The sequence below is a fragment of the Streptomyces sp. NPDC002446 genome, from assembly GCF_053595675.1.
Genome location: NZ_JBSFYC010000038.1, coordinates 1 through 12,990 on the forward strand (window position 1 = coordinate 1; position 12,990 = coordinate 12,990).

The window sequence follows — 12,990 nt, forward strand, 5'->3', positions numbered from 1 at the left end:
GGGCTCTCCCTTGGGGGCGGCCCGGTATCTCCCGGGGGGGCCGACACCCGCGCCCCCCCCCCCGCCGCCGCCCTCCGTGCTCCGGTCGGCGACGTCGGTCGGACGTCTCGGCATCACGCCGACTGCTGCAGTTGGTGCAGCGACGCGACCAGCTTGTCCACCTCCTCGGGCGTGTTGTAGAGCGCGAGCGAGGCACGGGCCGCGCTCTGCAGCCCGTAGTGGGCAAGTGCCGGTTGTGCGCAGTGGTGTCCGGCGCGGATGGCGATGCCGTCCCGGTCCAGCCAGTCAGCGATCTGTGACGGATCGTGACCGGCGAGAGTGAAGGTCAGCACGCCGATCCTGTCGGGCGCGGAGCCCAGCAGCTCAAGCCCCGGGACCGTGGCCAGCGCCTGCTGCGCATGCGCCATGAGCGAGGTCTCGTAGGCGGCGATGGCGTTCCGGTCGAAGGACATCAGCCAGTTCAGCGCGGCCAGCAGACCGACCACGCCGGAGATGTGCCCGGTACCGGCCTCCAGGAGGTGCGGCACCGGTGCGTAGGAGGTGCGGTTGAAGTCGACCGACTCGATCATGTTCCCGCCGCCCTGCCACGGCGCCATGTCCCGCAGGACCTCCGGCTTCGCGTACAGGGCGCCGATGCCGGTCGGGGCGAACAGCTTGTGCCCGGAGAACACATAGAAGTCCGCGTCCAGATCCTGTACGTCGACGGGGAAGTGCGCCACCGCCTGCGCCCCGTCCACCAGCACCTTCGCCCCGTAGCGGTGCGCCAGTGCGGTCATCTCGCGGACCGGAGGGACGGTCCCGAGCACATTCGACGCATGGCTGATCGCGACGAGCTGGGTGCGCATGGACAGCAGGTCGGCGTACGCGTCGAGGTCGATCTGCCCGTCGGGCAGCAGCGGTACGGGCACCACGCGGGCCCGGGTCTCCTTGGCGACCATCTGCCAGGGAACGATGTTGGAGTGGTGCTCGAGCACCGGCACGAGGATGTCGTCCCCGGGCCCGAGGTTGGCCCGTCCCCAGCTCTGGGCGACGAGGTTGACGGCCTCGGTGGTACCGCGTACGAAGACGATCTCTTCCGGTGACGGTGCGCCCAGGAACTGGGCGACCGCCGCCCGGCCCGCCTCGTATGCCTCGGTGGCCTCCCGGGCCATGGTGTGGGCACCGCGGTGGATGTTGGAGTTGGCGGATCCGTAGAAGCCGGCCAGCGCCTCGATCACCTGGCGTGGCTTCTGCGTGGTGGCTCCGTTGTCCAGCCAGACCAGCGGGTGCCCGTTCACCGTCCGGTGCAGGATCGGGAAGTCCCGTCGCGCCAACTCGGCCGAGAAGGCGACCGGTTGGCCCGGCAGGCCGGATGGCTGCAGGGGTTGCGGGGACAGGGGGAGCGGGGGGACGGACTGCGGCTGAGCGGGCTGGACCGCCTGCGCGGCCTGGGTGGCGGGATCGGTGACCGGCGCTGCGGCGGAGGCCGCGACGGGAGCCGTGACCAGACCTGTCATCGGGTCCGTGACCGCAGGCGCGGCCATGGTCGTACCCGTGACCGGCGTCCCGGCCGCAGCCGTCGCCGGCGGCGCAGCCGCGACCGGAGCCGTCACCGGAACCCCGGCGGCAGGCAGCGCCGTAGCCGGATCCCTCGTCGTTTCCGGGGCCGCGCTCGACCACAGGCCCCGGGTAACGTCAGGAGTAGTCATGGTAGTTGGTGACCTCGACGTTCTGGAGCACGGCCAGCGCGTCCTCCACCAGCACCGCGGCGTTGAAGTACGCCGTCATCAGGTACGACGTGATGCCCTTCTGGTCGACGCCCATGTTCCGCATCGACAGGCCGGGCTCCACCTCGTCCTCGACCTTCGCCGGACGCAGACCCACCACGCCCTGCTCGGCCTCGCCCATGCGCATCAGCAGGATCTCGGTGGTGCCGATGCCCGCCTTGCCGGAGAACCGCACCTTGTCGGAGGGGAGCAGCGGTACCCCACGCCAGGTCAGCAGCGGGCTGCCGAAGCGGTTGTCGATGATCGGGGGCACTCCCCGGCGCGTACACTCCCGGCCGAACGCGGCGATGGCCCTGGGGTGCGCGAGGAAGTAGCCGGGCTGCTTCCAGACCCGCGTCAGCAGCTCGTCCAGGTCGTCGGGGGTCGGCGCGCCGGTACGCGACTGCACCCGCTGGCCAGGGGCCACGTTGTTGAAGAGGCCGAATTCCGGGTGGTTGAGCAGCGAGGCCTCCTGCCGCTCGCGCAGCGCGTGGACCGTGAGGTTGGACTGGGCCCGGGTCTGGTCGATGGGGCCGTTGTAGAGGTCGGAGACCCTGGTGTGAACGCGCAGCACCGTCTGGGCGAGGGTCATGTGGTACTCGCGGGGCGTGTCCTCGTAGTCGACGAACGTCCCGGGGAGGTCGGGCTCGCCGACGTGCCCGGCGCTGAGATCGACCGGTACCTCGGCGCCCGGCAGCACGCCGTCCGCCGCGAGGTAGGCGTCCATCGCTCCGCGCACCGTCCCGTCGCGGTCGCACAGCTCGGCGAGCACGCTGCGCTCGACGCACAGCGCCACGCCCGGGGTGAGCGCCTTGACGCGGTACGGCATGGGCTCGGAGCGGGTCCAGGCCTCCAGGTCGAAGAACTGGCCGTCGCCGATCACTTCGAGCAGCGCGTCCTCGCCGTAGCGGCCGTTCACCCGCTTCTCGGCGCGGCCCTGGGCGATCACCCACAGCCGGTCGTGCGCGTCACCGTCCTGGGCCAGCATCTGCCCGGCCTCGAAGCTGACTTCCGTGAAGGCGCCCGCCAGTTCGGCGAGCAGCGCGTCGTCGGCCTCCCGGAGGTACGGCAGTTCCCGCAGGTCTCCGGGGATGATGCGGGGCGAACCGCCGTCGCTGTGGGTGCTGATGCGGTCGTCGCCGAGGACGTACGTACGGCGGCGGTTGACGCGGAAGACACCCGCTTCGACGTCCACCCAGGGCAGGGCGCGCAGCAGATACCGCGGGGTGATGCCGCGCATCTGCGGAGCGGTCTTGGTCGTGGTCGCGAGTTGCCGTGCCGCATCGGGGCTGAGACTCATCTGGTTGTTGTTCACGGGTCCTCCTCGCAGACAGGCATGCCGAACGGCCGGCACACGGCCGACGACACGTGGGAACGACCCGATCGTGTGGGCGGAGTCCGTTGCCCTGCAACCAACCGTTTGCCGGTGCGCGGCCTGAAACGCTCGCTGGACTGAATGAGCAATTCCGTATGTATGAGCGACTACTCGGCGTTGCGCCGCCGCTACCACGCGTCGGGCCGAGCGGAATCTCCCGTTCCAAGGCCGTCCCGGCACGTCAACCGACATCCCTCCACACCCCGTATACGACCAGATTTACTCTCATAACACGGCTTGGCGTTTCTTAAAGGACGGCTTATGGCACTGGCCTATGACGCTCTGTGAGGGGCGCATGGGATGGAAAGCGGCGACCGGGGTATTCGGCGCGCGAGGGAAGCGGGGGAGTGGCGCGAGGCGAGAAACGCGAGGGTGGTTGCTTCAGACGGGCGGGCGGAGGTGAGTGTCGGGTCCGGCCCGGGTACGTAGTTCCGCGTCGGGCGTGCCCGGCTGAGTTTGTTGGGCACTTGTGTGAAAGGGGTGTCATCGCGGAGGGAGGGTCCGTAGTGTCGGCTGGGGCCGGAGCCTGCTCTGGGGTTTCTTCATGGGAACTTCCCCTTGGCTCCTTGACGATGTGGTAGTGCTTGCGCCGAGGGAGCAGTGGTGACACCCCTGATCGTACCGGTCATGATCACATTCGGGATTTTCCTGCTGGCCATGGTGGCCGTGGGTATCTCGACGTATCAGGACACCTTGACGTTCTCCGACTTCGCTTTGGGCGGACGCCGGTTGAGCGCACCGCTCGCGGCCCTCTCCGCGGGCGCCAGCGATATGTCCGGCTGGCTTTTCCTGGGGTTGCCGGGCGCCGTGTATGCGGCCGGTATCGGAGCGACGTGGATTGCCGTCGGCCTGGCCATCGGTACGTATCTGAACTGGCGCCTGGTTGCGCCGCGTTTGCGCACGTACACCGAGGTGGCCGGAGACGCAAAGACGCTGTCGGCGTATTTGGAGGAGCGGTTCGAGGACGGAAGCAGGGCGCTGCGCCTGGTCTCGGCGACCGTCACCGTCGTGTTCTTCACCGTCTATGTGGCCAGTGGACTGCTCGCCGGGGGCGTGCTGTTCGAGGGGATCTTCGGCGGCGGTTTCGAGTTCGCGCTCACCGTTTTCGCCGTGGTGATCGTCGTCTACACCGTCCTGGGCGGTTTCCGGGCGGTGAGTGTGACGCACTCGGTGCAGGCCACGCTGATGTTCTGCGCGGCCGTGGCTCTCCCGGCGATCGGTATCGTGCTGCTGGGCGGCTTCGGCGCGCTGCATGGTGTGCTCACCCACAAGAGCTCGTCCCTCTTGGACATGGGGGCCAAGGCCGGTTTCGACGGCGTCCGGTGGGCCTCGGGTGAGTCACTCGGCGCGGTGGCGGTGATTTCCCTGCTTGCCTGGGGTCTGGGCTATTTCGGCCAGCCGCACATTCTCGCCCGCTTCATGAGTATCCGCAGTACCCGCGAGATTCCCCTGGCCCGCCGTATCGGCGTGGGCTGGGTGGTGGTGTGCCTGGCGGGCGCTTCGCTGGTGGGGCTGGTGGGGATCGCCGCGCTGGATCAGCCGCTGGAGAATCCGGAGACCGTCTTCATCGCGCTGTGCGCCCAGTTGGTCAATCCGTGGGTCGCGGGCGTATTGCTGGTGGCCGTTCTGGCCGCGATCAAGTCCACCGCGGACAGTCAGCTGTTGGTCTCGGCGATGGCGCTGACCGAGGACTTCTACCGGGCATTCGTGAAGCGGCGGGCTTCGGACGCGTCGATGGTGCTGGCGGCTCGTGTGACGGTGGTCGTGGTCGCGCTGGTGGCCTATCTCATCGCGCTGAGCGGAGGCGCGGTGCTGGATATCGTCGCGTATGCGTGGGCGGGTTTTGGCGCCGCCTTCGGACCGGTGATTCTCCTGTCGCTGTACTGGCCGCGGATGACGCGGGCCGGAGCGATGGCCGGCATGGTGACCGGTGCGGTGACGGTGGTGATGTGGAAACACATCGATCCGCTGCTCGGGCCACTGCAATCCGGTGTGTACGAGATGGTGCCGGGTGTGCTGGCGGCCACGGCGGCGGCGCTGCTGTTCGGCAAGTTCGTCGGCCGCCCTCCGCGACGCATCTGGTCGGGCTCCATGGAGAAGAGGCAGGCCTACTCGGCACCGGTCGGGTGAGGGCGGGGGCCGGCGACCCTGCCCACCCACGCGCGGCGGCGGTTCGCCCCTGCTCGGGGGTGGGGGGCGCTGGTCAGGCGTGCGAAGTCTCCGCCAGTCGGAAGGGGCCTGCGGCACCGGGCCCGTACATCACTGGCAGATTGCGTCCTTGCGGTACGACGACGACCGGTTCGTCGCGATATTCCCTGAGGAAGTTCTCCAGTGGTTTCCAGATGAGGTTGTGGTACCCGGATTCGGACCGTTGCGGTTCAAAGGAGAGGGTAAGCGCGGAATCGGATACGGTGACGCTGACGGCGTCCACGGTGAGCCACTCTCCGCCGATCCAGGCTTCGAGCCTTACGTATGACATGACGTAAGGGTGCCTTACAGCGTACGGGGCTGGCAATCGGCCGCGTTCGATTTACCGGAACACTACTGCCGGGAAACGGCCAACCGTGTGCATCGCTCACCCATCGCTCACCCATCGCGCTGATCGAACGTTGGGCTATTGAAGTCCCGTTTCCGTCTTGCTGAACAGCTCACCTTCGGAGTAGAAGAACACCGCACTGCCGACGCCGTCGGCGCCGTAGCAGGTCCAGGTGACGGGATAGCCGTCGGCGGGTTCGGTTTCGCTTTCCTGCTGGCACGTGCTCGCAAAGCGACTGAGGGTTTTGTCGCTGCTGCCGGCCTTTATTTGCTGGTACTCCGCGAGGGTCAGCGGGTCGTTGGTGGCGGCGCAGCCTTCGTAGGCGCCGACGGCCACAAGCAGGCCGAGGATGCTGACGCCGGCTATCGCGCTCTTCTTCACGGGCGGGTTGTCCTTCTGCGCAGGGGGTTGCTGGTACGGGTCGGGGGCGTGGGTGGGGGCGACAGGTCCCGCGGACCGCGGCAGCGCGGCCGGCTCCCGGCGCCGAAGGCTTGATCGTAACCGGCGTCCGGCACGCCATCGGCAGAAGCCCGGTCGCCCTGACCATGACCACGCGCTCGCTCGGAACCGCCGGCGTCCCCCATGACGAAGGTGCAGGCCTGGGGGAGCGGGCTGGCCTGCCCGTCGCATCACCTCATGACACACCTTGACCAGGCGGGGAGAGCTTGGAGAGCTGGATAACTCCGTTGCCCGACCGAGATCCCGTTCGGAACGATGGTGCGCATGCGACGCCACGAACACGCCGGGCCCAAGGCACTGCGCGCCATGCAGGACCTCGCCACCCGAACCTTTCCCGTCACCGGCTACCGGCACATCGGTGACATCGCCTGGAACTGGTGCCTGTCCCACGACCGTGCCGCCCAGAACCCGACGGCGGTCTGGGCGGAGCAGGAACGGACCCTGGCCTGGGGCCGGCTCGAACTGCCCGACAGCCTGATGCTCCAGGTCGACCCGGACCACGCGGAACTGGCCGACGACGTCCTTGAGTGGGCCGAGCAGACGGCGCGCGGCCCGCTCACCGTTGACGTCGCAGAGACCGAACCCCATCTGACAGCCGCACTTGTCCGGCGCGGCTACACGCGCGCGACCGACGGCCCCTTCATGGCGTGCCTCGACCGCCTGCTCGCCCAACTGCCGGACATTCCGCACCTTCCCGACGGCTACACCATCCGCCCGCAGCGGAGCCCGGCCGACGTGGCCGGCCGGGCCGCAGCGCACCGTGCCGCCTTCGGCTCGACCCGGATCACCACCGAACGCCATACCGGCATGAGGGAGGTGTGGCCCTACCGCCCCGAACTCGACCTCGTCGTGGCCTCTCCCGCAGGCGAGATCGTCGCCTACTGCCAAGGGTGGTACGACGAGGTCAACCGGGTCGGCGCGTTCGAACCGGTCGGCACCCACCCCGGGCACCGGCGCCTGGGCCTGGCCCGCGCGGTCTGCATCGCGGTCCTCCATGCGTTCGCCCGTGCCGGTGGTGAGCGCGCCCTCGTCTACGCGCGCGGTGACGCCGCCTATCCCGTGCCCAAACGGCTCTACGAGTCCATGGGCTTCGCCCCGTACACCCGCACCCACACCTACGTCGCACCGCCCACGGAGTGAGGTTGAGCAGGACAACGCTCAGTCGAGGGTGAGAACGGGCTTGATGACGTGGCCCGCCGCAGCGGCTTTGGCGGCCGCCTCGATGTCGGTGAAGGGGAACTCGGTGATGAGCTTCTCCAACGGGAGTTTTCCCTGGCGGTGGAGGCCGATCAGCTGGGGGAGGGTCTCGGCGGGTACGGCGTCGCCTTCGGTCACGCCCCGGATGGTGATCCCCTTGGTCATCACCGTCATGGTGTCGAACTCGGCCGCGCCGATGCCGATCAGGGCGAGTGTGCCCCGTCTGCGCAGGGCGCTGACGGCCTGGGAAATCACCGCGGACTGGCCGGTCGTGTCGATGGCGTGGTGCGGCCCCCCGCGCGTGAGGTCGCGCACGGCGGCCGCCACGTCGTCCTCGGCGGTGGGGTCGACGACTGCTGCGGCACCGAGCTCCAGGGCCAGCGCGCGGCGGGAGGCGACGGGGTCGACCGCGATGACGGTACAGCCGTCGGCGACCGCGGCCATGACCGAGCTCAGCCCTACGCTGCCGGCACCGAAGACGGCGAGGGCGGCACCCGGTTCGGGACGCAGGACGGTGCGGACCGTACCCACCCCGGTTTGGACGCTGCATCCCAAGGGCGCAACCACGGTGGGAGGCAGGTCTGCGGGAACCTTGACGGTGTTGCTCTCGAAGGTGAGGCAGTGGGTCGCGAAGGCGGACTGGCCGAAGAAGTTGCCGTAGACCGGGGAACCGTCCAGGCGTGAGAGCGGGGTGCTGCCGTCGGGGCGGGAGCCGCTTGCGTTGAGGCTGCCGGCGCGCTCGCAGTAGGCCGGGCCGCCCGTCGAGCACTGTCCACAGGCGCCGCAGCTCCGATAGGTGAGGCACACGGTGTCACCGGGGACGACGGTGGTCACCGCCTCTCCCACTGCCTCTACGACGCCGGCGCCCTCGTGACCGAAGACCATGGGCAGGAGCTCTTGGGGGCGTACCCGCCGCATGGTGAGGTCGGTGTGGCAGATGCCCGAGGCCGTGATCCGGACCAGGATCTCGTCAGCCCGCGGCGCATCGAGCTCAAGATCGTGGAGGGTGAAGGGACCGCCGGGGGACTCCACAAGAGCCGCTTGTATCCGCACGTGCATCTTCCTTGGCTGTCGGCCGCCGCTGGGTCTGCGCGGCGAAATGGTGGGAGGGACACTGCCTGCACCGGCGGCCCGAGGTTCCTCGGCCGCCGGGCAACCGCACCTCTTTTCAGGCGCGTTCGAGGAGGAAGTAGAAGTGGCGTCCCTCGTCGAGGACGTCCTTGCCGTTCATGACTCCCAGCAGCGTGTCACCGTCGATCCGCTTGAAGTGGTCGAGTATGGGCAGGCCGTCATAGACCATCGTGGCGGTCGTCTCCCCTCGGAACTCCACCATCCACAGGCTCGCCTCGCCCTTGGACAGCTCGGTATTCGAATAGCGCGCGCCGTGCTCGTCCTGGCAGATCAGCGGCTCGACCCGGCTCGGCGAATGGAAGGTCTTGCCGTACCAGTTGACCTGGGCCAACATGCTCTCCATCCGGTGACCGGTGGCAACGACGCGGCCCTTCCAGGTCCCGAGGATCGCCTCGGGACGTACGGAATCCAGCACCGCCCACAGCTGGTCCAGCTCGCCCGTATCGAACACGGTGTCATCGGCCGCCCGGATAGCGGCGATACAACTGCGGGCCTGCTCGTCATCCATCAAGTGCTCACTCATTCCCTCGGATTTCCCGTCCTCTTCGCTCTCTTCGATTTCCCGACACTAACGCGCCCGAAATCACCGGTTGTTGGGGGGCTGCCAACCCGCCATTGCCCCTGCCGGGTGTTGTCCGAAATTCACCCCGTGCTTCGACTGCCGACCGCAGGCTGACCCGACCAGCTGCGGGAGCAAGCTCCATTCTCGGCGGACGGACCTCGCCCACAGCACGCGGACACGGCCGCGAAACCCGTCTTCCTCTCCGCGGCCGTGGTGGAGGGCGCCCTAGGGGGCTGGCACGATGAACAGCCATGAACGATCAAGCAGCCCCGGCGGCCCAGGCTCTTCGCCTGATCACGAGCCGCTACCCGAACGCCCTGGGCGCGATACTCGGCGGCTCGGCCGCCCAAGGCCGCGAAACTCCGACCAGCGATCTGGACGTGGCGGTCCTGCTCCCGGACTCCGACATCAGCCGCCGCGAGGTGATACGCCACGACGGCCGCCTGGCAGAGCTGTTCCTGCACACCCTCGCGGACGTCCCGGCGGCCTTCGAATGGGACAGGGCCCGCCGCCGGGGCACCGTCCTGTTCATCTATGACCAGGGCTTGCCCCTGATGGACGCGCACGGAGACCTCTCCCGCGTCCGCGCACAGGCCCGGGAGGTACTCGCGGCTGGCCCGCCACCACTCACCTCGGCGGAGTGGGAACGCGGTCGCTACCTCCTCACCTGCTTCATGGACGACCTGATCGACACTCAGCCGGCGCACCGCCACGAACAGCTGTCCCTCGCCGACGCCACCCTGCGCGAGGCCGCGCACCTGCTCACCGCCCACCACAGCGCCTGGACAGGCATCGGCAAGTGGCTGCCGCGCAGGCTGCTCAGCGCGGACCCCGTACGGGGCAAGGCGCTGCTGGACGGCCACCAGACCGTGGCCGAACACGGCGACCCCGCCCCCTTGGCGGCCGCGGCCGAGAACGTGCTCGACCTGCTCGGCGGCCCGCTGCGCGAGGGGTACACACAACGATGGGGTGGGTGACCCGCGGCGTCCACTGAAGGTCCGCCCTGCCGTGCCTACTGCGTGTCCACCACCGAACGCCGGCCGGCCCGGCGGTCGGACGACCGGAACGAGACGGCCTGTTCGCGGTCGAAGAGATGGGGCAGGCCGGATCGGTACCTGATCTCGTCGAGCTTGTGGAGGAACGTCAGCTCGGGCGGACGGTAGAGCCGCCGGATCCGGCAGCGGGGGGCCGCCGAACCGTCCGCGTCCAGCAGCGCGTTGACCGCACGCCGCGCGGACTCGTTGGCGCCCTCCATCGTCGCCAGATCGATGTCGGTGGCAACGTAGTCCCCGGCCAGAAACAGGTTCGGCACCGCGGTGCGGCTCGACGGCCGGTCGTACCAGGTGCCCACGGGGTGGATGAGCAGCTGCTCCCGGTTGGCCGGCGAAGGGCCGCCGAGGCCGGTCACTGCCGGGTCCATGAACCACGAGTGCAGGTCCGCGTCGTCGAGCACTCGCCGCCCCGGCCCGTTCAGCCCCGCTTGGAGCTGCGCCCAGACCTCCCGCCGAACCTCGTCCGGGGTGCACTTGATCCCCGGCTTTCCGTACAGGATCCCCGGCTTGTCCCACGCCGAGATGTCAACGGAGAGACAGTCGGCCACCTCTCCGTCCCCGTAGGCCGAGGGGATGTCACGGCCCTTCCAGAACTGCGACTGGCTGACCGAGGTGAGTGCCCACGGCGAGTCCACATGGATCACATGCCCGTGCGCGAGGGGCGTGCGGGAACGCAGGTAGAACTGTATGCCGACCATCCAGGCCGTCCGGAGCCGGTCGCAGCGTGCGAGTTGCGGGTCGGCGGCCCGAAGGCCCGTGCCCCAGGTGGCGCGGGCGTCCTGGACGGGCATGGCGCTGATGTAGTGGTCGGCGACCACCGTACGGGTCGCTGCGCTGCTCGTGGCCCGCACCCTGGCGCCGGTGATCCGGCCACCCTCGTAGACGAGCTCCTCGACTTCGGTACCGAACTCGAACTCGACGCCGAGGCCACGGAGATGCTCCTCCCAGGGCGTGATCCATGCCTCGCTGGTGGGCGCGTTGAGCACCCGGTCGATCTCACCGTCGTTGCCCCGGCCGAGCAGGTTGTAGAGGAACGCCTGGATGAGGCGGCCGACGGTGCGTGTGCTCGCCACCTCGGCCTGGATGGCGACCAGGTCCCGGGTGATCCCGACGGCGAGCAGCTGCTGGTACTCCCGTGACATGGCGTCGGCGTTGATGAATTTCCACCACGGCACCCTCTCCCACTGCTCGGTCCGCCGGAGCTCGCAGCTGGTGATGTGGACGAGCAGACGGCCGAGGAAGTGGGCGACCTCGGAAGGCGGCAGGTTCAGCGCGGTGTCCAGAAGTCCGGCCAGACTCTCCACCAGGGCACCGGGCAGCAGCGACTGCGGACCGGGTAACGACAACAGCCTCCGGACCGGAAACCGCAGGTTCGGACGGCCGCCGTCACGGGCCACGAGACACTCGGTGGTGTCCACCAGATTTCCGTGGACGCTGCCCGACTCATTCGGATACGGGATCCGGCGCAGCGTGTCCGGAAGGTTGCGATAGAACCCCGGGAAGAAGCGGAAGCCGTGCTCACCGGGCAGCGGGCGACGCCCACCGGTGCCGGTGCCCGGTACGTCCATGCTGCGCGCCTTGCCGCCGGGTATGTCATTGCGCTCGTACACCGTGACGCGGTAACCGCGTTCGGCGAGCTCATGCGCCGCGGTCAGCCCCGCGACGCCGCCGCCCAGCACCGCCACCGACCCGGGATCAGGGCTCATGGACACAGCGATGCTCCTTGTCGTCATTGTCGCCGTCGCACCCATGGGCTCGGCCACCGGACCGAAACACCGCCGAACCACCCATGAGCCGAACCGACTTGAATCCAGAACGATCTGATCCTGGACCACCTCGGCATCCGCGAAACCGGCCCCGGACCGGATCAGGTCACCGGCTTGTCGCCGCAGGGCACGCGAGCGGAGCGTCGTATCCAACGGCCTCGTCCCGACTGTCAGAGGGGGGTGTTTGAATGCCCGCATGGACCCAGATGCCACCCGCTCCGCCCTTCGTGACTTCTGTGCCGAACGCCTCGGCGCCGATCTCGCCGCCCGCTTCGTCCGCCTCGCCCGACCCGGTTTCGCACTCACCGCAGCCGGTCCCGGCGACGCCGCCGGCCACAGCCGGTTCGGCGGACGGGCGATGCTCGAACCGGGCACGCCCTGGCCGACGTGCGAAGGCCTTCCGCTGAGCCTGATGGCCGTCCTCGACACCGACGCCTTGGCTCCCTGGCTCGATGACGTCCTCCCGGCCGGGACGGGCCTGCTCAACTTCTTCTGTCTCGACACCGACTCCGAGCAGTGCGATCCCGCCTCCTACGAGCTGGCGCTCAAGTACGACTGCTTCCACCCGCAGCTCGGCAAGGTGATCGCGGCCCGTTCCGCACACGCCGTCGAGACGGATCCACCCGCCCGGTCGAGCGTCTTCGAGCCGGTCGGCTGGGCAGCCACGCCCGGGTTCGACTTCCCCGACACCTGGGACCCGGCCTGGAAGGCCCTCGATCTGGGACCCGAGGCCGACGACATGGCCAGGGCCATGCCAGGGCAGTACGTGGAAGGGCTGCTCACGGACTGGTCGAGCCGGCCGGGTGCGCTGGTTTCCGAGGACGTGGCCTTCGGATGGCCGAAGTTCCCCACGGGGAGTTCGCCGATGGTGCCGTGGGGCGAAGACCCGACCACCTACCACCACCTGCTCCAGCTGTCCGGACAGGACGAGTGGTACCTCGGCGGCGACGGCGGCTGGATGCACTGGGCGATACCCACCGAGGCGCTGCGGGCCGTCGACTTCAGCCGGGCGGTCCCGACCCCGGACATCTGGTGACCACCCGGTGGCGATGTTCCTGCAAGGATGCGGGCTTGCAAGGATGCGGGCCTGCCGCTCTCTCCGCGGTGCGGGGGCGGAGCGGTGCGTGATCAGTGTGCGAGCGGTACCCGACCAGGATGGTGGTAGTC

General features: G+C 69.0%; 11 protein-coding genes. 4 read left to right on the forward strand and 7 right to left on the reverse strand.

The genetic code is table 11. The features are described 5' to 3' along the window. Nucleotides 1-113 precede the first annotated feature (113 nt). Together ACWD6P_RS21650 and ACWD6P_RS21655 are read right to left on the reverse strand one after the other, a co-directional pair. Nucleotides 114-1,688, reverse strand: a complete 1,575-nt coding sequence (locus ACWD6P_RS21650) for a SufS family cysteine desulfurase (protein ID WP_451445767.1) — start codon at nucleotides 1,686-1,688, stop codon at nucleotides 114-116. After that, nucleotides 1,675-3,045, reverse strand: coding sequence for a family 2B encapsulin nanocompartment shell protein (locus tag ACWD6P_RS21655; RefSeq protein ID WP_451445835.1), 1,371 nt, complete (start codon nucleotides 3,043-3,045; stop codon nucleotides 1,675-1,677). The genes ACWD6P_RS21650 and ACWD6P_RS21655 overlap by 14 nt, the downstream gene beginning before the upstream one ends. Nucleotides 3,046-3,747: 702 nt before the next feature. Between ACWD6P_RS21655 and putP the strand changes: the two genes are divergently transcribed. Beyond that, nucleotides 3,748-5,250 (forward strand): sodium/proline symporter PutP, encoded by a 1,503-nt coding sequence (gene putP / locus ACWD6P_RS21660; RefSeq protein WP_451445768.1) that lies wholly within the window; start codon nucleotides 3,748-3,750, stop codon nucleotides 5,248-5,250. A gap of 73 nt (nucleotides 5,251-5,323) precedes the next feature. Here the strand turns inward: putP and ACWD6P_RS21665 are convergent, their stop codons facing one another. Together ACWD6P_RS21665 and ACWD6P_RS21670 are read right to left on the reverse strand one after the other, a co-directional pair. Further along, a complete protein-coding gene (locus ACWD6P_RS21665; RefSeq protein WP_451445769.1) occupies nucleotides 5,324-5,599 on the reverse strand; it encodes a hypothetical protein in 276 nt (91 codons plus the stop codon). Nucleotides 5,600-5,734: 135 nt separating this feature from the next. After that, a complete protein-coding gene (locus ACWD6P_RS21670; RefSeq protein ID WP_451445770.1) occupies nucleotides 5,735-6,037 on the reverse strand; it encodes a hypothetical protein in 303 nt (100 codons plus the stop codon). A gap of 342 nt (nucleotides 6,038-6,379) precedes the next feature. On the opposite strand from ACWD6P_RS21670, the gene ACWD6P_RS21675 reads away from it, so the two are divergent. Next, nucleotides 6,380-7,255 carry a GNAT family N-acetyltransferase gene (locus tag ACWD6P_RS21675; protein ID WP_451445771.1) on the forward strand — a complete coding sequence of 292 codons (876 nt, stop codon included), beginning with the start codon at nucleotides 6,380-6,382 and terminating at the stop codon, nucleotides 7,253-7,255. An 18-nt stretch (nucleotides 7,256-7,273) separates the two neighbouring features. Here the strand turns inward: ACWD6P_RS21675 and ACWD6P_RS21680 are convergent, their stop codons facing one another. Then, a complete protein-coding gene (locus tag ACWD6P_RS21680) occupies nucleotides 7,274-8,365 on the reverse strand; it encodes an NAD(P)-dependent alcohol dehydrogenase (protein WP_451445772.1) in 1,092 nt (363 codons plus the stop codon). 115 nt (nucleotides 8,366-8,480) lie between these two features. After that, nucleotides 8,481-8,966 (reverse strand): DUF4334 domain-containing protein, encoded by a 486-nt coding sequence (locus ACWD6P_RS21685; protein ID WP_451445773.1) that lies wholly within the window; start codon nucleotides 8,964-8,966, stop codon nucleotides 8,481-8,483. A gap of 290 nt (nucleotides 8,967-9,256) precedes the next feature. On the opposite strand from ACWD6P_RS21685, the gene ACWD6P_RS21690 reads away from it, so the two are divergent. Continuing rightward, on the forward strand, nucleotides 9,257-9,982 hold the full coding sequence (locus ACWD6P_RS21690; RefSeq protein ID WP_451445774.1) for a nucleotidyltransferase domain-containing protein: 726 nt from the start codon (nucleotides 9,257-9,259) through the stop codon (nucleotides 9,980-9,982). 35 nt (nucleotides 9,983-10,017) lie between these two features. On the opposite strand, the gene ACWD6P_RS21695 is transcribed toward ACWD6P_RS21690, so the two are convergent. Further along, complete coding sequence (locus ACWD6P_RS21695) at nucleotides 10,018-11,763, reverse strand: hydroxysqualene dehydroxylase (RefSeq protein ID WP_451445775.1); 1,746 nt, start codon at nucleotides 11,761-11,763, stop codon at nucleotides 10,018-10,020. A gap of 256 nt (nucleotides 11,764-12,019) precedes the next feature. On the opposite strand from ACWD6P_RS21695, the gene ACWD6P_RS21700 reads away from it, so the two are divergent. Then, nucleotides 12,020-12,859 (forward strand): DUF1963 domain-containing protein, encoded by an 840-nt coding sequence (locus tag ACWD6P_RS21700; protein ID WP_451445776.1) that lies wholly within the window; start codon nucleotides 12,020-12,022, stop codon nucleotides 12,857-12,859. Nucleotides 12,860-12,990 lie beyond the last annotated feature (131 nt).